Raw genomic sequence first — 22,255 nt, 5'->3', positions numbered from 1 at the left:
GTGCTCGTAGGACTCGCGCTCGACAGGGTCGGTTCTGGAGGTCGCGTCAGGTGGGATATGTCGGCCCTCGCCGTACTAGTGGTCACAGCGAATGCCGGTCCGGGAGTAGGCCCGGTTCGGGTGCGCCGCGACTGACATGGACTGCCGGTCGGTCGGGTTGGGCTGTGCCGGTCGGCGTCAGTGCTCGCCGCCGAAACCGAGTTCGCGCGCGAGGGGAACGGGATACCAGCCCGTGCGGGCGCTGGATCGTGTGCGGCTCGTGCTGGGTGCCCGGCTCGCGTGCGGGCCTGGTTGGTGTGCGGCTCTGCTACTGGCCGGACGAACCCCCCTGCGCCGACCTCGGATGGCCGAACAGTGGGCCGAGCAGTTCGGGGAACGGAATCGGCGGGAGGTTCGGATCCGGACGCAGCGTGGGCTGCGCCGGTGTGGTCGCCTGCGTTGTGGACGGAATGCCGGTCGGGCTCGGCTGCGCGCTGTCCGGGGTTGGTCCGGCGCTATCGCCGGGCCTGCTGGTGCTCTCCTGGTTCCGGCCTCCAAGGGCGGGTCCCGCTCCGTTCGGCGGCAGTATCGGCGGCGTCGGCGGCTGGGGGGCCGTACTCGTCGTTCCTGCTGGGGAAACCTCGTCGTCCGACGTGGGCGCGAACGTCTTCACGCCGTAGCCGATGATCAGGCCGACGACCACGATCGCGCCCGCGAGCGTGCCGACCACCTTGGCGAACGTCCCGGCGGGTGCATCGCTGCCGCGCGCGCCGACCGGAAACACCGAGGGCTGCACCGAATCGGCCACCAGCGCCGCGCCTTTGGCGGTGACGGCCTCCGGATCGGGCACGGTGAACACCGGCATGTTCAGCGTGCCGGTAAGCGTGTTCAGCGCGGCGGGGATGTTGGCTCCGCCGCCGATCAACGCGACTGCCTGCGGGAACTTCGGCGCCCGCGCGCACACCGCCGCGACGAACACGGCCATGTCGCGCAGTAGGTCGGCGATCAGCACCTCGAAGTCGGCCTTGGTCAGCTTCAGCGGACGTCCGGCGACGTGGTCGATGGTGACGGCGGGCGCGATCGACAGGTGCTCCTTGGCCGCGCGGCCCCGGTTGGTCAGCATGCCGCGGTTCGGGCGGGTGCCGCGCCGGGCGAAGTGCTGGTCCACCAGATGGTGGTAGACGAGGTCGTCGATGGCTTTGCCGCTGATGGTCGCGGTCCGATCGGACCGGAGCATGGCGTCGTCGGCCAAGTCGGCGATGGTGACGGTGAGCCCGGACGCGCCGAGGTCGACGATGGCGACGGTGTCGTAGCGGTCGAGCAGGCCGGTGTGCCGCAGATAGGTCAGCGCTGCGGTGCCCTCCGGGATCAGCCGTAGCTCGCGCTGCTTACCGGTTGCCGAGCGGATGGCCTGTGCCTGCTCCCTGGTGCGGTAGGCGACGGCCACGCTGGTGGGCGGCCGGCTGGTGGCGGACGCGTGCCCGCGCTGCGTGCCCGCGCTGCGTGCCCCGAGCGGATGGATGACCTCGCGCGGCGGCTGGGTGGTCGGCAGCTGAGTGGTCATCAGTTCGATCGAGGACGCCACCAGGTCGCCGAGATCGGAATTGGCCGCGTCGGCGGAGACGACGCGGTAGTCGAAGCTCTGCGCGCCGTTCGGCGCGGTAGCGACCAGCGCCGAGCACACGACCTCTGCCCCGGCCGAAATGCCCAGGGATGTTCGCATGTTCACCTCCCTTCGAGCGGATGGTCGTGGTGTCGTCGACCATCTCGAATGAACTGCCGGACCGTTGTATGGATGACGCACGACCCGAACCGGGGATAGGGCAGGCCCCTTGTCCGGGTGGGTCTCGGGGACCGGCCATGAATCACGTCTGGCTTGCTCTCTGGTGAAGCTGGGGTGGAACGATTGTTCTGTGACGCTGTCTATTCCGATGACGCTGCGGTACCCCTGCGTAGCCTCGGCGGCGCCGAGGCGCCGGACAGCGACCGTCGTCAATAGTGTCACAATCCGTTATCCGAACGTTACAGATTTCCTGAACCAATAGGAAGTCCCGACCATCATGGGCGAGCCGTCCGCAAACTTGGCACCGCCCGCCCTTGAGCGCTGGCACTCTCATGTATAGAGTGCTAGTCGGCACTGTGTTGTAGTGCGTGTGCCAGCAGTGTGACTACTGAGCAGGGGTCCCGGCACCCGCGACGACGGGGCTATGCGCAGGCGTCAGCATCGTGACCGAACCGACGAGTCCGGAACAACAGTTCCGGACGACCGAAATCCCCTGAAAGTGGAGGGCTCAACGTGGCGAGCGTGAACATCAAGCCGCTCGAGGACAAGATCCTCGTCCAGGCCAACGAGGCCGAGACGACGACGGCCTCCGGCCTGGTCATCCCCGACACGGCGAAGGAGAAGCCGCAGGAGGGCACCGTCATCGCCGTCGGCGAGGGACGCGTCACCGACAAGGGCGACCGCATCCCGGTCGATGTCAAGGAGGGTGACACCGTTATCTACAGCAAGTACGGCGGCACCGAGATCAAGTACCAGGGCGAGGAATACCTCATCCTGTCGGCGCGCGACGTGCTGGCCGTCGTCACCAAGTAGCCGATCAGGCACGAATGTGTTCCGCCCCGGTGTCTCTTTCGACCCGGGGCGGAGTGCGTTGTCCAGCGCCTTCGGCGTATTGCCTGGCGTGGTTTCGGTAACCACCCGGAGCGCCGTGAACCCGATACAGGAGCAAAATACATGGCAAAGCAGATCGCGTTCGACGAGAAGGCTCGTCGAGCTCTGGAACGCGGTGTCGACAAGCTCGCCGACGCCGTGAAGGTCACCCTCGGTCCGCGCGGACGCCACGTCGTGCTCGCGAAGGCCTTCGGCGGCCCGACCGTGACCAACGACGGCGTCACCATCGCGCGCGACATCGAGCTGGAAGATCCGTTCGAGAACCTCGGCGCACAGCTGGTCAAGAGCGTCGCCACCAAGACCAACGACGTCGCGGGCGACGGGACGACCACCGCCACCGTGCTGGCCCAGGCGCTGGTCCGGGCCGGACTGAAGAATGTGGCGGCCGGCGCGAATCCGATCTCGATCGGCTCCGGCATCGCCAAGGCCGCCGACGCGGTCTCCGAGGCGTTGCTCGCGCAGGCCACCCCGGTCTCGGGCGAGCAGGCGATCGCACAGGTCGCCACCGTGTCCTCGCGCGACGAGGAGATCGGCGCGATGGTCGGCAAGGCGCTGACCGCCGTGGGTAAGGACGGAGTCGTCACCGTCGAGGAGTCCTCGACATTGCAGACCGAGCTGGTGGTCACCGAGGGCGTCCAATTCGACAAGGGCTACCTCTCGCCCTACTTCGTCACCGACGCCGACAGCCAGCAGGCCGTCTTGGAGGACGCGTTCGTCCTGCTGCACCGCGAGAAGATCAGCTCGCTTCCGGACTTCCTCCCGCTGCTGGAGAAGATTGCCGAGAGCGGCAAGGCCGTCCTGATCATCGCCGAGGACGTCGAGGGCGAGGCGCTGTCCACCTTGGTGGTCAACGCGATTCGTAAGACGATCAAGGCAGTCGCGGTGAAGGCGCCGTTCTTCGGTGACCGTCGCAAGGCGTTCCTCGACGATCTTGCCGTGGTCACCGCGGGCACCGTGATCAACCCCGATCTCGGCATCTCACTGCGCGAGGCGGGCATCGACGTGCTGGGTAAGGCCCGTCGCGTGGTGGTCACCAAGGACGACACCACCGTCATCGATGGTGCGGGCACCGCGGAGGACATCGCAGCGCGCAGCGCGCAACTGCGCGGCGAGATCGAGGCCACCGATTCCGACTGGGACCGGGAGAAGCTCGAGGAGCGGCTGGCCAAACTGTCCGGCGGCGTCGCGGTGATCAAGGTCGGCGCTGCTACCGAGACCGCGCTCAAGGAGCGCAAGTACCGCGTCGAAGACGCGGTGAGCGCGGCCAAGGCCGCCGTCGAGGAGGGCATCGTGCCCGGTGGCGGCACCGCGCTGGTGCAGGCGAGCGCCAAGCTGGTCGAGCTGCGCGACTCGCTGTCCGGCGACGAGGCCGTCGGCGTCGAGGTGGTGCGCACCGCGCTGCGTGCGCCGTTGTACTGGATCGCCACCAACGCGGGGTTGGATGGGGCCGTGGTGGTCAGCAGGGTAACCGAGGGCAAAGAGGGCTTCAACGCCGCCACGCTCAGCTATGGTGACCTGCTCACCGACGGTGTCGTCGACCCGGTGAAGGTAACCCGCTCGGCTGTTGTCAACGCGGCTTCGGTCGCCAGGATGGTGCTCACCACCGAGAGCGCTGTGGTCGACAAGCCTGCCGAGGAGCAGCACGAGCACAGTCATCACGGACACGCGCACTGACTCCGTCGCCGCTCGGATAACGCAGGACGACGATAACGCAGGACGACAAGGCCCTCGGACCGCCTCTTGGCCCGGGGGCCTCGTCTGTGCACTCGACAACCCGAAGTCGCTACCTCGACCTGTGGCTCGCGGTGAGTACCAGGTATTCCGAAGCTCGACACACTGTCGACCGCGGGGCCGGAACAAGGGCCGCGGGTCCGTCCGACTGCTACGGTTCTGGACATGCGGAGCGGGAAATCCGTGGCGAAGCGCCGGATCAGCTGGCGACTGGTGGCTGTTCCGCGGCGATGGCCGCGAGTAAGCGAGCACGCAGCGCGGGCGACGGCGTAGCCGCCGTCGCTGCGGCAAGAAGGGAAAGAGCTTCCTTCGTATCTCGTACTTCCTGGCTGAACGCCGCGCGTAGCACGGGGTCCTCGCTGTCGAGCAGTTTCTGCACCTCGTGATGGTCTTCGTCGTCGATCGATCCGAGCGCGACGGTGTGCGCGAGATCGATCTGGTATTCGTTCATCTCACGTCACCCCCAAACTTCTTTTCAGTCGTGTCAATCCGTCCCGAATACGGGACTTAACGGTCGGTAACCCGATGCCGAGGTAGTGCGCTACCTCCGCATAGGTTCGCCCGCCGTAGTAGGCGAGCGAGATGGCTTCCCGCTGGGTCTCCGTCAGTGTGGCGAGACTCCCCAGGACGGCCTGTTGTTCGAGCCTACGCTCGACTTCTTCGGTGACCTCGTCGAATTCGTTGCCGAGAACCCGTATCCCATAGGCGGCTTCACGCTGGGTATGGGCCTGCTCGGCGCGGACCCGGTCGACGGCGCGTCGGTGCGCGAGAGTCATCAACCACGTCACTGCCGAGCCCTTCGCCGGGTCGAAACTCGCTGCCGTTCGCCAAATCTGCAGATAGACCTCCTGGGTGGTCTCCTCCGCATATCCGGGATCGTGTAGGACGCGCAGCACAAGACCGAAGACGCGCGCGCACGTCCGGTCGTACAGCTCCGCGAATGCTTCATGGTCCGACAGGCCGCATCGATGCAAAAGCGCGGCGAGCTCGATACTTTCGGCTGCGCGTGCCGTAACCGCAGAATCCACTGTGGGTGGGAAGGCTTCTCTTCGGAACGAGTCGCCCTCTGCGGCTGGCGGCCGCGTTGTCACAACGCTCCATTCTGTGTCATCGGTCACTACCGTAGCGTGCCGCTATGACCTCCCTTCCGGTGGGGTGCCGACAAACCGCCTGTAGGCCAGCGGCTTTACGAAAAGCGCCGACACGCAAGGCGGCTCAGGAGTGGACACGCCGTAACGCGCCGCGCGATGTCGCAAAACGCCGGACCGGCAGCTGCGCGCTGCGGCGGCCGGCGGATCGGTGGTGACCGATCGGAGCCCACGCGCCGATCCTCGGTGCGGAACCGATCACCGTGTTGCCGTGACCGGCTCGGCCGAGGCCAATTGCAGTGGCCCGTTGTTTGCTAGGCATTCGGCGCCCAGCGGCGTGTGGATGGGAAGGAATTCGTCTATACGGCCATGCGGCGGCGGTTGCGCCGCGTGTGCATCTCGCGCTCGGTCTCCGACATGCCGCCCCAGATGCCATAGGGCTCGCTGACTTTCAGCGCGTGACTGCGGCACTGCATGAGCACCGGGCAGCTGCGGCAAATCTCCTTGGCGCGCATCTCGCGCGCCGTGCGGGCTCTGCCTCGCTCGCCGTCGGGATGGAAGAACACCGCGGAGTCCTGCCCGCGGCAGGACCCTCGCATCTGCCAATCCCAGACATCGGCGTTCGGTCCGGGGAGGTGGGTCGGCATGGGCATGGTGAACTCCTCGTAGTGCGAGCTCGTCAGCATTGTCGAGCAGTTGTTCTGCAACAGTTGTGGGCCACGGCGCCGGGTCGGCGAGGGTGCCCTCGGGCTTGCCTTCGGTCGCTGCAATTTCGCGCGGCGCCGTCCGTGACGATGAGCTACGTTAGGTCCAGCCGCGAAATTCCGTCAATAGTTCCACGCAGCCGTTCTCCGAATTCTAGGCTGGGAAATTTAACCTCAGAGCTATTTACTTTTTGCGTCGGTTCCGGCGATACTGGTCGGTTGGCTAGCGGTTCGTGGCTTCGTGCTGCGTAAGTGGCTTCCCTATTTGCGCAGGTAGAAGCGTTTTATGGGTCTGGTCCCTTTGGCGGCCCGCCTTGGTCGGCTGGTTGGTGGGGTGGTCGCAGTGGTCGTCGGCGCGTTCGCGGTGTATGGAACCGAGATGGCGAAAAATGGGGCGCTCAGGTTAATTACTCGAAGCGCGGGTGAATTCCGATCGCGCACACCCCGAGGTTGCCGGACGAGATTTACCTGATGGAAACATCGAGAGACGGCGAAAATGCTGAGAAGTTGCCGGTTTGCCGCGGCCTCCTTTCTGCGGGCCGAGCCCGCGCGCACCACAGGATAGAGTGCGCCCGTGTTCGCGCCCGCTCCGCCAGGAGATCCTGACCTCGCGCTCCTCGCCGAGGCCGCCTTCGGCATCGACCCTGGTCGCGCCGTCGCCGAGTTGCCACCCGCCTCGGACGCCCTCGGCTCCTGGTATCGCGCGGTGGTACTCGGCGGCCAGGGGCGTTACGCTGCGGCTCGGGTCGAACTGCGAAAGGTATGCAATCACAGCACCGACCCGGTACTCCTCTCACTGGCGGGAAGTACGGCGGGTTCACTGTTGCGCCAACTCGGCTGGCATGCGCGCGCTGCGGCATTCGACGGACGCGCCGCCGCCCTGATCCTCGCGACCGATGCCGCCGCGACCGAGACCACTCGGAAACGGTCCGATGACGACGGCCCCGACCGCCACGACGCCCTCTGCGACGCGCTGACCGGGCTCGCCGCCGACGCGCTCGGCGTCGGGCGGCTCGCGCTGGCCGACCGGCTTCTGCGACGCAGTCGTGCGGCGACAGCGCCGGGGGAGATGGGTTGGCGCTCCGCGCTCAGGTGGCACTGGGTCTGCGCGGAAACCGCCCTGATCGCAGGAAATTCGGGGCCTGCGACCGGGCACGCCGATGCCGCGATGGAGTTGGCCGAAAGCGCACCGTCGGTGCGGCACCGGGTCAAATCCCGCCTACTGCTCGCCGCAGCCGCCGCGGCGGGGGGTGAGCACGACCGGTCCATGTCGCTTGCCGAAGAAGTCGCCGAGCAGTGTCGCGAGTACGGGCTGCTACCGCTGCGGTGGGCAAGCGATATGCTGCGCGCCGGGCTGGGGGTCGAGGGCGCTGCGGCGGAGGCTGCCGAGTGCGCCGCGACCATCGCTCGCCGGGGCGGGGTATTCCGTCCCATGGGTGGTCGGTAGGTGATCGCGGAGATGACCGTGTTGCCCGGTTCCCGGCAGCGGGTCGCTATTGTTAGATCCGTTCCGCCCCTTCGGTGGAAGCACTGGTCGTCACCGGACGGTGCCACTTGTAACGCCAGGAATATCTCTGACGATGACGCATACGGGCGAAGAGTTGGACCTCGCCGTCACTGCCGCTGCGCAGGGCGACAGATCCGCTTTAGCTCAGGTACTCGAGATGGTCCGCCCGCTGGTGGTGCGCTACTGCCGCGCGCGGATCGGAGCCGCGGAGCGTGGGCAGCTCTCCGCGGACGACGTTGCGCAGGAGGTTTGTCTGGCTGTGATGACCGCCTTGCCCAGGTATCAGGACCAGGGCAGGCCCTTCATGGCCTTCGTCTACGGAATCGCTTCGCACAAGGTCGCTGACGCGCATCGCAACGCCGCCCGTAACAAGGCGGAGGCGATGGCCGAAGTACCAGATGTCATATCCACCGACCAGGGACCGGAACAACGAGCTCTCGAGTCCGAGACGAGCAGGCAGATGAACCGTCTGCTCGCAACGCTTCCTGAGAAGCATCGGGAGATCTTGATCCTGCGCTTGGTCATGGGTTTGTCGGCAGAAGAAACCGCAGTCGCCGTGGGCAGTACGGCGGGCGCGATACGGGTGGCCCAACACCGGGCACTCGCGAAACTCAAGTCACAAGTGGCGAGGGCAGGTGAAATGTATGGCTAGGGATGGCGAGCGCGGTCGGGGTGACTGGAAGGCGCGGCTTGGATCGCGAAACAGCGGTCCCTACGCCGAGGCGTCCGGTGATTCCGGCCCGGTCGACATCGCAGCGGTACGCCGCGACGATGCTCTGATCGATGCCATCGCCAGCGATGGTCCGGTGAGCACCGACAGCGCCGAGGAGTATCAGCTCGCGACGCTGCTCGCGGATTGGCGGGCGGAGCTGATCGCCCCGCCGATGTCCGCGGAGCCGGACTTGGATGTGATCGTGGCAGCGGTCAATCAGGAGATCGGCGCGCGTCAGGTCCGCATCGGCGCGCACAGCGGAGGGCGGCTACGGCTACTTCGTCCGATCGCCGGAACCGCGGCGGCACTGGCCCTGGTCTTCGGCGGCATGACGGCGTTCTCGTACAACGCCGAGCCGGGTGATCCGCTGTGGCGGGTCAAAGAGGTCGTGTTCAGTGAACAGGCCCAGACCACCGTCGTGCAGCGTGCCGACAACGACCTGGCCGAGGCATCGACGTTGGTCGCCCAGGATCCGGTGCAGGCGAAGGCGCGTCTGGAGCGGGCCAAGGAGAACGCCGCGCAGATCAACGATCCGCAGAAGCGCAACGAAGTGATGACCGAGTGGGACCGTCTGCTCGTCGAACTGCGCAAGTTGTCGCCGGAGCTGGCCGATCAGCTCGACACGACGGTGCCGAAGTCGGGTGAACCGAGGCCGACCTCCGAGACTCACGCGACCTCGAAGCCGAAGCCGACCAGCGGAAGCACCGCGCCGACGATCCTGCAGCAGCCGGGGGAGCCATCCGGAAAGCCCTCGGCGCCGTCCGGGAAGCCCTCGGATTCCACCGATGCGACCACGCCGAACGGCAGCAAGCCGACGACCGCGTCGCCGCCGGTGGTGACCACGCCGCAGCAGCCCCCTGTCGAACCCAGCACGCAGGTGCAGTCGCCTCCGACTGCGCCCGACACCGGGAGCAAGCCGACGGTTGCCGTGCCCACGGGCGACACCGGGCCGCCGAGCGTGCCGCCGCCGCAGCAGCCGATCACACGGGTGCCGACTCAGATCCAACCGACCCAGGACTACCAACCGCCGACCATTGTCATACCAGGCCTGCCGGGTGTGCCGGGATCATCCCTGCCCGGTCGCTGACAAGAACCTCGAACAAGACATAACCGATCGCCCTCCGGCGGTCGGTTTTCTGTCGTTCCTGTGCGGCAACCGTGATCGTGTGCGTCGAAGATCACGGCGGCGTACGTCGAATTGCGCGAGCCTCGAAAGGCTCGCGCAGGAATCAGTAGGACTCGCTCAGCTATCGAATCCGTCGAACCCGTCGCCGTGGAATGCCTCATTCATCGAGGCGTCCGCGTAGCCCCGGCAGTAATCCCAGGTGACGTACGCTTCCGGCGTCGGATCATAGGCGGGCTCGTGCGGGCGGACCGTCCCGTCGACCAGCAGTTGAAGCAGGTTGGCGCGCAGCATGTCCCAGTCGTGGTAGTGGTCCTGTCTGCAGTCTTCGCAGCTGACCACGAGTCCGCGAATGCCACGGTGGGCCAGCAGTGCCTCGTATACCGCCAAGTCGGCGAGATCCTCCTCGACCGCAAGGCGCTCGTGGGGATCCAGCGGCTCGCCGGGCTCGATGGCATCGAGCGCGGCGGACGGGTCGGAGGGGTCTCCGGCGAACGGATCCGGCGGCAAGCCAGGTGGTAGATGGTCACGCACATCCCCACGGTACGCAGAACAGGGTGGTCTGCGCCAGCTATGCGGCGTGCAAGTTTCGGCGATGGGCTCACTTCCGTGAGTCAGCGTAGCGAGTGAACCATGGGCGCGTAACGAATGAACCATCGGCCCAGGCGCCCTCGCGCGCGACGGATCCCGAGCGTCAGCGAGGCGCGGTCGGGGCGAGTTCGCGGGACAGATACCATGGGTGGCAGGCGACGGCGGTCCCGAACACCATTTCCGCCGACCGCCACCGTCCATTCCATCAGCCGCCACGATGCCGGTTCGTCCGGCATCGGTCGCTAATCGACGTCCAGGAGGGGTCGATCCGAATGAGTAATCCCGTATCGGGCGAACGAATCGCAGTCCGCCCTCCTACGGGTGGCGACGATCCGAACAAGATCGCCATGCTCGGCCTCACGTTCGACGATGTGCTGCTGCTGCCTGCCGCCTCGGATCTCATCCCCAGCTCTGTGGAAACATCCAGCCGGTTGACCAGGGAGATCCGCCTGCGCACCCCGCTGGTCAGCTCGGCCATGGACACGGTGACCGAGGCCAGGATGGCCATCTCCATGGCCCGCGCGGGCGGCATGGGCGTATTGCATCGCAACCTTTCGGCATCTGATCAGGCTGCTCAGGTGGAGACGGTCAAGCGGTCCGAGGCCGGCATGGTCACCGACCCGGTCACCTGCCGTCCGACCGACACTCTCGCCGAGGTCGACGCGATGTGTGCCCGGTTCCGTATCTCCGGCCTTCCGGTGGTGGACGAGACCGGTGCGCTTGTGGGCATTATCACCAACCGCGACATGCGTTTCGAGGTGGATCAGAATCGCCGGGTCGCCGATGTGATGACCAAGGCTCCGCTGATCACCGCGCAGGAGGGCGTGACCGCGGAGGCCGCGCTCGGCCTGCTGCGCCGCCACAAGGTGGAGAAGCTGCCGATCGTCGACGGGAACGGACGGCTGCGCGGTCTCATCACCGTCAAGGACTTCGTCAAGACCGATCAGTACCCGAACGCCACCAAGGACCGCGACGGCCGCCTGCTGGTCGGCGCCGCGGTCGGTGTCGGCGAGGACGCGTGGTCGCGCGCCATGACGCTGGCCGACGCCGGCGTCGACGTGCTCGTGGTGGACACCGCGCACGGTCATCAGGTGCAGGTACTGCAGATGGTCGCCAAGGTGAAGACCGAGGTCGGTGACCGGATCCAGGTCATCGGCGGCAACGTGGCCACCCGGGAGGGCGCGGCCGCCCTGGTCGAGGCGGGCGCGGACGCGGTGAAGGTGGGTGTCGGTCCCGGCTCCATCTGCACCACCCGCGTGGTCGCCGGCGTCGGCGCGCCACAGATCACCGCGATCATGGAGGCGGTCGCCGCGTGCAAGCCCGCCGGGGTCCCGGTGATCGCCGACGGCGGCATCCAATTCTCCGGCGATATCGCCAAGGCGATCGCCGCGGGCGCGTCCACCGTAATGCTCGGCTCGCTGCTCGCGGGCACCGCCGAATCGCCGGGCGAGCTGATCCTGGTCGGCGGCAAGCAGTTCAAGAGCTACCGCGGTATGGGCTCGCTCGGCGCTATGCAGGGTCGGGGGCAGGCCAAATCGTTCTCCAAGGACCGCTACTTCCAGGACGACGTGCTGGCGGAGGACAAGCTGGTGCCGGAGGGGATCGAGGGCAGGGTGCCGTTCCGTGGTCCGGTCAACCAGGTCATCCACCAGCTCGTCGGCGGCCTGCGCGCGGCCATGGGCTACACCGGTTCACAGTCGATCGCTCACCTGCAGGAGGCGCAGTTCGTGCAGATCACCGCGGCCGGTCTCAAGGAGAGCCACCCGCACGACATCACGATGACCGTCGAGGCCCCTAACTACACCGGCCGCGGCTAGCCCGCTAGGTTCATATACAGGACCGATCGGTCCGTGCATGATCGAGCTTGCTCAGAGGCCGTGGCGGTGAGTTGGCTGGCGGCACCGTCCGATCGTCCCGCTACCGGTAACCACTGCAGGCGCGAGTTCGCGAGCGCCGTTCGCGGCCCGGCTCGTTCGAGCGACCGAAGCGCATGCGCCGCAGGCGAGTCTCGGTCACTCGGACACGAGCCGGGCCGCGAACACGCAGCGCCGCAGGCGCTGCCAAACAAACACAGCCGCGGCCAATATTAAGGAGATTTCGCGTGCGCGACATGGTGGAGATCGGCATGGGCCGGACCGCTCGGCGTACCTACGAGTTGGACGATGTCGACATCGTCCCCTCGCGCCGGACCCGCTCGTCGAAGCAGGTGTCGCTGTCGTGGCAGCTGGACGCCTACCGCTTCGAGATCCCATGCCTCGCGCATCCGACCGACGCGCTGGTGTCGCCGGAGTTTGCCATCGAGCTCGGCCGCCTCGGCGGTCTCGGCGTGATCAACGGTGAGGGCTTGTGGGCGCGGCATGCAGACGTCTCCGCGAAGATCGACCAGTTGGTCGAGCTCGTCGGTAAGGGCGGCTATGAACGGGCCGTGTCGCTGCTGCAGGAATTGCATGCCGCGCCCATGCAGCCGGATTTGCTCGCCTCCGCGGTTGCGCGGGTTCGTACGGCCGGTGTCACCGTCGCGGTGCGGGTGAGCCCGCAGAACGCGCGCACGCTCACTCCCGCGCTACTGCAGGCGGGCGTCGACCTGCTCGTGGTGCACGGCACGATCATCTCCGCCGAACATGTCAGCGATGGTGAGCCGCTGAATCTCAAGACCTTCATCGCCGAACTGGATGTGCCGGTGGTCGCCGGCGGTGTGAGCGATCACCGTACCGCGCTGCACCTGATGCGTACCGGCGCGGCGGGCGTGATCGTCGGCTACGGCTCCTATCCCGGCGCGACCACCACCGGCGAGGTGCTCGGTATCGGGGTGCCGATGGCCACCGCGATCGCGGACGCCGCCGCGGCAAGGCGCGACTACCTCGACGAGACCGGCGGCCGCTACGTACACGTCATCGCGGACGGTGACATCGCCACCTCGGGCCAGCTGGCGAAGGCGATCGCGTGCGGAGCCGACGCCGCTGTGCTCGGCGTGCCACTCGCTGTCGCCGCGGAGGCGCCGGGCCGCGGCTGGTACTGGCCGTCGGCCGCCGCGCACCCGTCGGTGCCGCGGGGTTCGCTGCTGCACGTGGACGACCCGTGGGATCTCGGTGGCGAGGACGGCGCTTCCGTGCGCCCGAGCCTGGAGCGGGTGCTCTACGGTCCGTCGGACGAACCGTTCGGGTCGCTGAATCTCGTGGGCGGTCTGCGGCGTTCGATGGCCAAGGCCGGGTACTCGGATCTGAAGGAGTTCCAGAAGGTCGGGCTCAGCGTTCGCGCCTGAGCTGTCTCTGATTCGCAGCGCCTGCGGCGCCGCGAACGGCGCTCATAAGACTCGCACCTCCAACGTCTGCCAAGTGGCAGATAGGTTGCGCAGGTAGGTGGCAAAGGCCGCGCCGCGTTGTTCGCTCACCGTCGGCCGTCGTTGAGCATGCTGCCTCCAGCCTTGTCCCGAAAGGCTTTCCGATTACGGACGCGGTGCCCGTGTGGGCGGGTTTCAACGCGCCCGGGTCGGTGCCGTCCTGGCCCGCAGGAACTGCCGGATCGCATGGTTCACCGGCTCCGGGTGGGTCATCGTCACTGCGAGTCGCGCGTTGGCGATTTCGACGAACGTGGCGCCGGAGAGCCCGCGGGCCAACTGCTGGGCGCGCTCGCGGGCGATGCCGCTGTCGGTGGCGTGAATCACCAAGGCCGGGCAGGTGATTTCGTCGAGCCGCTCCAGCACCGAATCCCGGCTGAGCAGACATCCCGCCGCGACCTCGATCTCGCGCCGGTCGCGCACCAGCCAGCGTTTGGTCCAGATCGAGCGGTACCACTCGTCGTCGCCGATCAGCCAGGAGGCCAACTGGTGCACGGCCCGTTCGCGGGAGCCGTTGTCGTACCATTCGGCCAGGAATTTCTGGGTGGCGGCGGACTGTTCGGGGGTAGGGCCGTGTGCGTCGGTGCTGATCAAGATCAGTGCGGAGACGCGTTCGGGCGCGATCAGCGCGGTGCGCAACGCCGTGAAGCCACCCTGTGCGGTTCCGCCGACTACAGCCCGTTCGGCGCCGAGGTGATCGAGCACCGTCAGGGCGTCGCGCGCGGCAGTCCAGTAAGTGAACGGCAAACCTTCATCCCTGGTGCGGCCGTGGCCGCGCGCATCCCAGGAGACGATCCGGAATTCCGGTGCCAGCGCGGCCATCTGGGCGGCGAACATGGTGCGGTCCATGAAGAACTCGTGCGCTAGCAGCACCACCGGACCGCTGCCGCCGCTGTCTTCATAATGGATATCGGCATCGATCGCGCGGGCGAATGGCACGTGCAAGAGGATAACCAGCGGCGCCGGGGCGCGCGGGGGGATTTGGGCGGTCGGATCCGCCGTTCACGCGGCCGCTGTGCCGATGATTCGTTCGAACGGCCCGCTCACTAAACTGTGCTGGTGGCAAAAACCCAGAGACCGGTCCTCGTCGTCGACTTCGGAGCACAGTACGCCCAGCTGATCGCACGGCGGGTCCGCGAATCGAGCGTGTTCTCCGAGGTGATTCCACATACCACGACGGTGGAGGAGATCGCGGAGAGGCAGCCACTGGCTGTGATCCTGTCCGGCGGCCCGGCCAGCGTATACGCCGAGGGCGCGCCGAAGCTGGATGCGCGACTGTTCGATCTCGGTCTGCCGGTCTTCGGCATCTGCTATGGCTTTCAGGCGATGGCGCAGGCCCTCGGCGGCACGGTCGCGCACACCGGCACCAGGGAGTACGGCCGCACCGAACTCAACATCGACGGCGGTTTGCTGCACGGCGGCCTGCCCACCATCCAGCCGGTGTGGATGAGCCACGGCGACGCGGTCACCGACGCGCCCGAGGGCTTCGAGGTCACCGGCACCACCGCGGGTGCCCCGGTCGCCGCGTTCGAGAACCGAGACCGCCGCCTGGCCGGTGTGCAGTACCACCCCGAGGTGTTGCACTCGCCACACGGACAGCAGATCCTCAGCCGCTTCCTGCACGAGCTCGCGGGCATTCCGGCCACCTGGACCCCCGCCAATATCGCCGACGCGCTGGTCACCTCGGTGCGTGCGCAGGTCGGTGCCGGGCATGCGATCTGTGGCCTGTCCGGCGGTGTGGACAGCGCGGTGGCCGCGGCGCTGGTGCAGCGCGCCATCGGCGATCGACTGACCTGCGTGTTCGTCGACCACGGCCTGCTGCGGGCGGGCGAGCGCGAGCAGGTGCAGCAGGACTTCGTCGCCGCGACCGGCGCCAAGCTGGTGACCGTGGACGCGGTCGACAAATTCCTCGGTGAGCTGAAGGGCGTCACCGATCCCGAGGAGAAGCGCAAGATCATCGGGCGGGAGTTCATCCGCTCCTTCGAGGACGCCGTGGGCGATGTGGTGCTCGAGCAGGGCACCGACCATGCGACGCCGAAGGTCGAGTTCCTGGTGCAGGGCACGCTGTATCCAGACGTCGTGGAGTCCGGCGGCGGCAGCGGTACCGCGAACATCAAGAGCCACCACAATGTCGGCGGTCTGCCGGACGATCTGGAGTTCGAACTCGTCGAGCCGCTGCGGCTGCTGTTCAAGGACGAGGTCCGTGCGGTGGGCCGCGAACTCGGGTTGCCGGAGGAAATCGTTGCCCGCCAACCGTTCCCCGGTCCCGGTCTCGCCATCCGGATCGTCGGCGAGGTCACCGCGGAGCGCCTGGACACGCTGCGCCAGGCCGACGCGATCGCCCGAGAGGAACTGACTGCGGCCGGTCTGGACCGTCAGATCTGGCAGTGCCCTGTGGTGCTGCTCGCGGATGTCCGCAGCGTCGGCGTGCAGGGCGACGGCCGAACCTACGGCCACCCCATCGTGCTGCGCCCGGTCTCCAGCGAAGACGCGATGACGGCCGACTGGACTCGCCTCCCGTACGACGTCCTGGAACGGATCTCGACCCGGATCACCAACGAGGTCCCGGAAGTCAACCGCGTGGTCCTCGATGTGACCAGCAAGCCACCGGGCACCATCGAGTGGGAGTGAGCCGTATCTAATTTGCAGCGCCGCGAACGGGCAATGCTCGGTCTCGCTGCGCTCGGAAGCGGGGGTTGGGCCGATGTGGTTGCGTCGGGTCGTGAACGCGGTATTGATCTGTCCGCTCGTGGCGCGGGGTGTCCGCGGCCTGCGTGGCTCTATGCGGAGCGACTGCGGCTGGCGCGCTTCGTGGCGGATGCATCGGTTGCGCGGATGCGAGCCGGGCCGGGAACGGGTGATGCTTGGTCTCTGACACTTTCGTGTTCCATCGGGCTTTCCTGTCGTCCAATGACGATGGCCCGTCGTGTGGACGGGCCATCGGGTTCGCATCGTCGTGTGCTCAGGGCTGTTTTTGTGGGGAGATGACCAGCACGATGCCGATGATGATCGCGGCGAGCACCACGATCCATCCGATCGGGATCATGCTGGCCGCGGGCCAGGACGCGGGGCCGACGAATGCCCACACGCTCACCGCGAGGGCCAGCAGCCCGACGATGAGCAGCGAGGCGGACGGGCCGCGGGGACGCTCGGTGGTCGCTTCGGTGTTCTCGGTCTCAACCACGTTGCACCTCCGCACTTCCGGCACGGACATCGACGTTCAGGTCGAGCACCGGCGCACCAGGGGTGTTCGGGCCGCTGATGCCGTTGACGCACCGCGCTTCACCCATGGTCGCCGTGCAGTTGGTGCGCACCGTCATGGTTGAGGGCACCAGCACGTGGACGTCGCCCATCTGGACGTCGACGTCCACGGTGCGGTTCTCGGTCAGGTTCAGCGCACGCAGGTCGAGCGTGCCGGAGCCCATGGTCACCTTGTAGTCCGATGACAGGTCGGTGACCGAGGTCGGCGCCCAGGTGTGCTCGCCCATCGTGCCACGGTCGAACTCGACCGGGCCGATCGCGGAGGCGAGCAGTACGAATCCGGCGAGCGGGGCGGTGAGTACCAGCAGACCGTAGCCGCGACGCAGGAACGCGCCGAGCACCAGGCCGAGACCGATCACCGCCAGCGCCGCCGCTCCGATCCGGCCGGGCGTCATCCATTCCACGCCCGAGGCTGCCGCCGCGCCCGCGCCGGCAGCCGCGAGGATGGCCAGGCCGATCACCACCGGGGTCAACCGGGAGCGGGGACGCTTCGGTGCCGGGGCGACGAGGGCGTGGGCGGGTGGGGGCTCCGGGAGGTCCCAGGCGAGCGGGGCGACGCCGAGGGGGTCCCAAGAAGGTGGGGTGGGGCTGCCGGTGAATGCGGAGCCTGCGACCGCCGCGGAGCGGTTCGCGCTCCGGACGGGGGTGGGTTTGTTGCTGGCTGCCGGGGAGTCCCCGGACTCTTTTCCGAGCGAAAGGGAGCCGGTCGTCGGTGACGATGCCGTTGTCGGGCTGAGGCGCTCGGTTTCGGCAGCTATCGAGGTCGTGTGCACTGCCGACTTGTCGGACAGCGCGGGTTCGGCGTCACTGCGCGCGTCCTCATGCATGCCGGACGCGTCCTCGGTATCGCGCTTGTCCAGCAGGGAGGTTTCGGCGTCACCGTACGCAGGTTGCGCTCCGGGCACCGGTGCCTCGGGGATGTATGAATCCGGCAGCTTCGTGTAGGGCGTGTAAACGCTGGTCGGCGGCGTGTACATGGCACCGACGGTCCGGGGTGATCCCTGGGGGAAGACGGCGCCGGGGTAGCCGGTGGCGGTGATCCCGCCGTCCGGGGTGAACTCTCCGAACACGGTGGTCGTACCCGGCGGTGGCTCAGGGGTGCGCATATGCAGCATCCACCAGCCTGCCAGCATCAACGCGAGGCTGATCAGGCCGGATCCGCCGAGACCCACTCCGACCGGGCCCATCGTGCTGACCGCGATGGCCAGCGCCACGATCAGCACGATGGTCTTGGTCTGGGACTGCGAACTCTGCCCCTTGCCGAGCAGCGACTCGGCTGCCGACGCTTGGTAGCCCGACTCGCTCAGCAGCAGCCAGGCCAGCAGGTAGAGCACGATGCCCGCTCCGCCGAAGATCGTCGACACCACGAAAGCCACCCGGACCAGCACCGGGTCCACGTCATAGCGCTGACCGAACCCCGCCGCGACGCCCGCGATCGGGCCCTGCCGCGGCAACCGCACGGGCCGCGTGTGCCATATCTGCTGGAGCTGATCGCCGAAGCTCGTTTTCGTCATGTTTCTCATGGTGGGCCCGATTCACGCACCGGCACATCGGGGGGAACCCTGAAAAATCTCTGGATCCTTTTGGACCATCAACTGAATACGCAATTGTTCGGCTACTACGTGATCGGAGCATCGAAGACCGCGCGACCCCGGTCGGAGCGGGTGATATGGCGGGATCAGGGTGATTCCCGATGCCGATGGTGGGATGCTCGTGCCAGTATCGAAGGCATGTACCCGTCTGCTCCAGCGTCCGACATTCGGGGATTCGACGCTGCGCGCGGGCTCGGCCCCGCGCCCGCGCTGGCCCCGGGACAGGAGCCGCCGGTGCGGATGGTGCGCCGGTCCGGTGGCCGGATCGTCGGCGGGGTGGCAGGCGGTATCGCTGATCATCTCGGTGTCGATGTGTTCAAGGTGCGGATGACGTTCGTGCTGCTTTCCGCACTGGCGGGGGCAGGCATCGTCGGGTATGGGCTGCTGTGGATTTTCACGCCGGGTGGCTCCGACCTGGTGAAGCCCTCCGGCACGGAGCGGCGCCAGGCCATCGGGCTCGCCATGCTCGGGCTCGGTCTCGCGATCGCCGTGTCCTGGGTGTTCAGCGGGACGGCGGCGAAGGTGATCGCGCCGGTGATCGTGGTCGCGATCGGCGCGGCGCTGGTGTGGCGGGAATACGACGTCGACGGGCCGCGCTCATTGCTCGGTCTGCCCGCGCGGCCTTCGGTGGTGACCTGGTCGCGCATCGTCGCCGGCGCGACACTGGTGGTGGTCGGTCTCGGTGTGGTGGTGCTGGCCAGGATCGATCTGAGTTCGCTCGGGTCCGCGCTGATCGCGGTGGCGGTCACGCTGGTCGGCGCGGGACTGTTGACCGTGCCGCTGTGGCTGCGCATGATGCGTGCGCTGAACGCTGAGCGCGCTGCCCGCATCCGTAACGAGGAACGTGAGGAGATCGCTTCCCATCTGCATGATTCGGTCTTGCAGACCCTCGCTCTCATCCAGCGGCAGGCCGACGACTCGCAGGAGGTTGTGCGGCTGGCCCGCAGCCAGGAGCGGGAACTGCGCAAGTGGCTGTTCGAGGATTCCGCTCCGGCCCAGTCCAGTCTGGCGGCCGCCCTGCGCACCATCGCGGGCGAGGTGGAGGATCAGCACGGTGTGAAGGTGACGCCGGTCACCGTGGGAGACGTCTCGATGGACACCGACGGCTCCGAAGCAGGTCTGCCGAAGGAACGCTTCACCGCGCTGCTCGGCGCAAGCAGGGAAGCGCTGGTCAACGCAGCGAAGCACGCGGGCGTCCCTGAGATCGACCTGTTCGCCGAGACCGAGCCGCACCAGGTGAGCATTTTCGTCCGCGACCGCGGTGCGGGCTTCGACCTCACGTCCGTGCCACAGGACCGCCAGGGCCTGGCAAAATCCGTCCGGGGCAGAATCGAGCGCCGCGGCGGCCAGGTAGAAATCCTGTCGACACCGGGCCGTGGCACCGAGGTTCGAATCATCATGCCGCGCAGCGATTCCGGCGGTCAGTGCGATGAAGCGAATCCCACCGCCGCATCTCAGGATTCTCCGGCGATGACTGAACCGGCTAAGGTGGCAGAGCAAACCGGACAATTGATCTTGCGCGAACATGAGTAACTCACCGGGTACGCCCAGAACGCGCGTGATACCCAACGCCGGACCTGAACGCAAATCCCGCGCTACTCAACTAGTACGGCCTGAATACCCGGAGAGGCGGGGGAGCGCATGGGTAACTCACCAGGTACACCCAGAACACGGGTGGTACCCAACGCCGGAGCTGAACGCAAATCCCGCGTCACCGAACTAGTACGGCCAAAAGACGCGGAGAGGCGGGAGAGCGTGCGGGTCTTTCTCGTTGATGATCACGCCGTGTTCCGGTCGGGTGTGCGGGCGGAGCTCAGCCGGGAAACCGATATGGAGGTGGTCGGCGAGGCCGGGGGGGTGGCCAACGCGATCGCGGGGATCAACGTTGCGCGACCGGATGTCGTCCTGCTCGATGTGCACATGCCCGACGGCGGTGGAGTCGCGGTGCTGTCGGGCATCGAGCCGGGGCCGGTGTGCCTGGCGCTGAGCGTGTCCGACGCCGCCGAAGATGTGATCGCGGTGATCCGCGCCGGAGCCAGAGGGTATGTGACCAAGACTATTTCGGGATCAGAACTGGCGGACGGTATTCGTCGGGTGGCAGGCGGCGACGCGGTCTTCAGTCCCCGGCTGGCCGGCTTCGTGCTCGACTCGTTCACCGGAAAGTCTTCGGTGCCCGAGCCCCCGCTCGACCCCGAGCTGGACTCCCTGACACCCCGTGAACTGGAAGTCCTGCGCCTGCTTGCCCGCGGCTACACCTATCGTGAAATTGCCGAATCTCTTTTCATATCGGTCAAAACCGTGGAGACCCACGCCTCTAACGTGCTCCGCAAAACCCAGCAGTCCAATCGCAACGCCCTGACCCGATGGGCTCACCGCCGCCGCATCGACTGAACCGCTGCACAAGCCAGCGCGACTCCCCGCATATGCCACAGGGTGTGGGAGGACATACCAGGTATGCGAAGAGTCCCTTTCGAAGCATGCAGTGTGGCTGCGGCCCGCGGGCTACATGACGGCGACGATAATGGCGATGATGATGATCAGGCCGATGAGGAGGCCTACGGCAATGGCGAGCGGGGCATTGCTGGGCTGGGAGGTTTTGGCGCGTTGGAGTGGGGGGGCCGCGGTGGCGCCGACGGGGTTGCGGTGCGGTCGGGGGAGCGGAGTGGAGTGGGGGCTGCGCAGGCCGGATGCGGAATTGCGTGCTGCCCAGGCGGGGATGGTTCCGTCTTCGGTCCGTACCGGAGCACCGAGGATGTACGGTCCGGTGCCGGGACCGAAAGCGGCAGTGAGGATTTCATCCCTCGCCTCGGCCATGGTGGGACGTCGCTGCGGTGCGGGCTCCATCATGTGCAGTAGTGCCTGGGTGAGCACGCCGCTGCGGCTCGGCGGGATGATCTGCGCCATGGCGGCACGCTGCACGATGACGTCGCTGTTCTCGTCGAAACCGAACGGCGGCTGCCCCTCGATCGCGGTGTAGAGCGTTGCGCCGAGCGAGAACACGTCGCTGGCCTTGATCGGCTGCGCGCCACGCGCCACCTCCGGGGGAAGGTAGGAGGGGGTGCCGGTGATCACGCCGTCCGGTTCGTCGGACAGATCTCCCGCGCCGCGGGAGATACCGAAGTCGCTGAGTTTGGCCATGCCGACGATGGGGCCACGGTCGGCCACAAGGATATTGCCCGGCTTGATATCTCGATGCACGATGCCTGCCGCGTGTGCGGCGGCCAGTGCGTCGGCGACCTGCGCGCCGATCTGCGCGACCTCGATCGGCGGCAGTGTGTCGACCAGTGCCAGCGCTTTCGCGACGCTGCGCGAGGGCAGGTGCTCCATCACCAGCCAGGGCTCACCGGCCTCGAGCACCACGTCGTACACGGCGATGGCGTGCTCATGCGAGAGCTTGGCCGCGACCCGGCCCTCGTGCATGATCTGATTGCGGACGGCGTTGGCTTCTTCCTCGTCGAGCCCGGCCGTGGTGAGGACCTGTTTGATCGCGACGTCCCGGTCGAGCAAGCGGTCGTGCGCCAGCCAGACCGCGCCCATGCCGCCGCCGCCCAGCTTCGACTGCAGACGATAACGGCCTGCGACGAGGTAATCGGGGCCGACAGTGGGACGAGCGCGTTCGGTCACGGGTGCAGGGTAGCGGAAAATGAGGCCAGCGGGCCTGATTCGTGGCCACGCCGGGACGAGACATGGGGGACTGGGGGCTCGCCACGCCGACCTTTGGGGCAACCGGTTCGGATGCGTGCCACTCACCATACCGATGAACGGTGGGCGGATGTCGTAGCCGGGCACGCGCCGGATTCGCACCACATCGGGTAGCGGTGAATCCCCGCGCGGTCGGCGATCGAATCGCGTGGTCGTCGGCGATATGCACACTTCTCGCCGGCCAGACCGTGTACGGCGTACCGGTGATCTATCACGAGCAGGCATCCGTAGGCACCCGCGCGGGATACCGCGGG

Annotated in this window: 19 protein-coding genes; 10 read left to right on the top strand and 9 right to left on the bottom strand. The window is 67.3% G+C overall.

Annotated features, from left to right (window positions below; translation table 11 throughout):
• Positions 1-307 precede the first annotated feature (307 nt).
• Positions 308-1,702, bottom strand: coding sequence for an Hsp70 family protein (locus AB0H00_RS15360; RefSeq protein ID WP_357266082.1), 1,395 nt, complete (start codon positions 1,700-1,702; stop codon positions 308-310).
• A gap of 573 nt (positions 1,703-2,275) precedes the next feature.
• Here AB0H00_RS15360 and groES point away from each other — a divergent pair.
• Complete coding sequence (groES, locus tag AB0H00_RS15355) at positions 2,276-2,575, top strand: co-chaperone GroES (protein WP_014981824.1); 300 nt, start codon at positions 2,276-2,278, stop codon at positions 2,573-2,575.
• Positions 2,576-2,716: 141 nt separating this feature from the next.
• Complete coding sequence (gene groL, locus AB0H00_RS15350; protein WP_357266080.1) at positions 2,717-4,327, top strand: chaperonin GroEL; 1,611 nt, start codon at positions 2,717-2,719, stop codon at positions 4,325-4,327.
• A gap of 256 nt (positions 4,328-4,583) precedes the next feature.
• Here the strand turns inward: groL and AB0H00_RS15345 are convergent, their stop codons facing one another.
• The 3 genes from AB0H00_RS15345 to AB0H00_RS15335 form a co-directional block, all read right to left on the bottom strand.
• Positions 4,584-4,835, bottom strand: coding sequence for a hypothetical protein (locus AB0H00_RS15345; protein ID WP_357266078.1), 252 nt, complete (start codon positions 4,833-4,835; stop codon positions 4,584-4,586).
• Position 4,836: 1 nt separating this feature from the next.
• Positions 4,837-5,412 (bottom strand): sigma-70 family RNA polymerase sigma factor, encoded by a 576-nt coding sequence (locus AB0H00_RS15340; RefSeq protein WP_357266138.1) that lies wholly within the window; start codon positions 5,410-5,412, stop codon positions 4,837-4,839.
• A gap of 419 nt (positions 5,413-5,831) precedes the next feature.
• On the bottom strand, positions 5,832-6,125 hold the full coding sequence (locus AB0H00_RS15335; protein WP_357266076.1) for a WhiB family transcriptional regulator: 294 nt from the start codon (positions 6,123-6,125) through the stop codon (positions 5,832-5,834).
• A 625-nt stretch (positions 6,126-6,750) separates the two neighbouring features.
• On the opposite strand from AB0H00_RS15335, the gene AB0H00_RS15330 reads away from it, so the two are divergent.
• From AB0H00_RS15330 to AB0H00_RS15320, 3 genes are all read left to right on the top strand, one after another.
• Complete coding sequence (locus AB0H00_RS15330; protein WP_357266074.1) at positions 6,751-7,623, top strand: hypothetical protein; 873 nt, start codon at positions 6,751-6,753, stop codon at positions 7,621-7,623.
• 133 nt (positions 7,624-7,756) lie between these two features.
• Positions 7,757-8,335 carry a sigma-70 family RNA polymerase sigma factor gene (locus tag AB0H00_RS15325; protein ID WP_357266072.1) on the top strand — a complete coding sequence of 193 codons (579 nt, stop codon included), beginning with the start codon at positions 7,757-7,759 and terminating at the stop codon, positions 8,333-8,335.
• On the top strand, positions 8,328-9,482 hold the full coding sequence (locus tag AB0H00_RS15320; RefSeq protein WP_357266071.1) for an anti-sigma-D factor RsdA: 1,155 nt from the start codon (positions 8,328-8,330) through the stop codon (positions 9,480-9,482). Before AB0H00_RS15325 ends, AB0H00_RS15320 begins: the two co-directional genes overlap by 8 nt.
• A 156-nt stretch (positions 9,483-9,638) precedes the next feature.
• Here the strand turns inward: AB0H00_RS15320 and AB0H00_RS15315 are convergent, their stop codons facing one another.
• Complete coding sequence (locus tag AB0H00_RS15315; RefSeq protein WP_011207424.1) at positions 9,639-10,052, bottom strand: DUF5319 domain-containing protein; 414 nt, start codon at positions 10,050-10,052, stop codon at positions 9,639-9,641.
• Between the two features lie 329 nt (positions 10,053-10,381).
• Here AB0H00_RS15315 and guaB point away from each other — a divergent pair, with 329 nt between their 5' ends.
• Positions 10,382-11,926 (top strand): IMP dehydrogenase, encoded by a 1,545-nt coding sequence (guaB, locus tag AB0H00_RS15310; RefSeq protein WP_357266069.1) that lies wholly within the window; start codon positions 10,382-10,384, stop codon positions 11,924-11,926.
• A gap of 284 nt (positions 11,927-12,210) precedes the next feature.
• Positions 12,211-13,371, top strand: coding sequence for a GuaB3 family IMP dehydrogenase-related protein (locus tag AB0H00_RS15305; protein WP_357266067.1), 1,161 nt, complete (start codon positions 12,211-12,213; stop codon positions 13,369-13,371).
• Between the two features lie 213 nt (positions 13,372-13,584).
• On the opposite strand, the gene AB0H00_RS15300 is transcribed toward AB0H00_RS15305, so the two are convergent.
• Positions 13,585-14,385 (bottom strand): alpha/beta fold hydrolase, encoded by an 801-nt coding sequence (locus tag AB0H00_RS15300; protein ID WP_357266065.1) that lies wholly within the window; start codon positions 14,383-14,385, stop codon positions 13,585-13,587.
• A gap of 120 nt (positions 14,386-14,505) precedes the next feature.
• On the opposite strand from AB0H00_RS15300, the gene guaA reads away from it, so the two are divergent.
• The gene (gene guaA, locus AB0H00_RS15295) at positions 14,506-16,077 is read left to right on the top strand and encodes a glutamine-hydrolyzing GMP synthase (protein ID WP_357266063.1); all 1,572 of its coding nucleotides are present in this window, start codon (positions 14,506-14,508) and stop codon (positions 16,075-16,077) included.
• Positions 16,078-16,408: 331 nt separating this feature from the next.
• Here guaA and AB0H00_RS15290 read toward each other — a convergent pair whose 3' ends face one another.
• Positions 16,409-16,630, bottom strand: coding sequence for a hypothetical protein (locus AB0H00_RS15290; RefSeq protein WP_357266061.1), 222 nt, complete (start codon positions 16,628-16,630; stop codon positions 16,409-16,411).
• Positions 16,623-18,230, bottom strand: a complete 1,608-nt coding sequence (locus AB0H00_RS15285) for a PspC domain-containing protein (protein WP_357266060.1) — start codon at positions 18,228-18,230, stop codon at positions 16,623-16,625. Before AB0H00_RS15285 ends, AB0H00_RS15290 begins: the two co-directional genes overlap by 8 nt.
• Before the next feature lie 309 nt (positions 18,231-18,539).
• Between AB0H00_RS15285 and AB0H00_RS15280 the strand changes: the two genes are divergently transcribed.
• Positions 18,540-19,832 carry a PspC domain-containing protein gene (locus AB0H00_RS15280; protein ID WP_357266136.1) on the top strand — a complete coding sequence of 431 codons (1,293 nt, stop codon included), beginning with the start codon at positions 18,540-18,542 and terminating at the stop codon, positions 19,830-19,832.
• Positions 19,833-20,054: 222 nt separating this feature from the next.
• Positions 20,055-20,690 carry a response regulator transcription factor gene (locus AB0H00_RS15275; RefSeq protein WP_357266058.1) on the top strand — a complete coding sequence of 212 codons (636 nt, stop codon included), beginning with the start codon at positions 20,055-20,057 and terminating at the stop codon, positions 20,688-20,690.
• A 111-nt stretch (positions 20,691-20,801) separates the two neighbouring features.
• Here AB0H00_RS15275 and AB0H00_RS15270 read toward each other — a convergent pair whose 3' ends face one another.
• Positions 20,802-21,923, bottom strand: coding sequence for a serine/threonine-protein kinase (locus AB0H00_RS15270; RefSeq protein ID WP_357266056.1), 1,122 nt, complete (start codon positions 21,921-21,923; stop codon positions 20,802-20,804).
• Positions 21,924-22,255: the final 332 nt, after the last annotated feature.

It is taken from the genome of Nocardia sp. NPDC023852, assembly GCF_040639505.1.
Taxonomy (GTDB): domain Bacteria; phylum Actinomycetota; class Actinomycetes; order Mycobacteriales; family Mycobacteriaceae; genus Nocardia.
This window is presented reverse-complemented; position numbering and strand designations above follow the sequence as displayed.

Coding starts and splice junctions, on each gene's coding strand:
- AB0H00_RS15345 (WP_357266078.1), bottom strand. CDS start 4,835: ATGAACGAATACCAGATCGATCTCGCGCACACCGTCGCGCTCGGATCG.
- AB0H00_RS15285 (WP_357266060.1), bottom strand. CDS start 18,230: ATGAGAAACATGACGAAAACGAGCTTCGGCGATCAGCTCCAGCAGATA.
- AB0H00_RS15360 (WP_357266082.1), bottom strand. CDS start 1,702: ATGCGAACATCCCTGGGCATTTCGGCCGGGGCAGAGGTCGTGTGCTCG.
- groL (WP_357266080.1), top strand. CDS start 2,717: ATGGCAAAGCAGATCGCGTTCGACGAGAAGGCTCGTCGAGCTCTGGAA.
- AB0H00_RS15280 (WP_357266136.1), top strand. CDS start 18,540: ATGGTGCGCCGGTCCGGTGGCCGGATCGTCGGCGGGGTGGCAGGCGGT.
- AB0H00_RS15325 (WP_357266072.1), top strand. CDS start 7,757: ATGACGCATACGGGCGAAGAGTTGGACCTCGCCGTCACTGCCGCTGCG.
- AB0H00_RS15320 (WP_357266071.1), top strand. CDS start 8,328: ATGGCTAGGGATGGCGAGCGCGGTCGGGGTGACTGGAAGGCGCGGCTT.
- guaB (WP_357266069.1), top strand. CDS start 10,382: ATGAGTAATCCCGTATCGGGCGAACGAATCGCAGTCCGCCCTCCTACG.
- AB0H00_RS15335 (WP_357266076.1), bottom strand. CDS start 6,125: ATGCCCATGCCGACCCACCTCCCCGGACCGAACGCCGATGTCTGGGAT.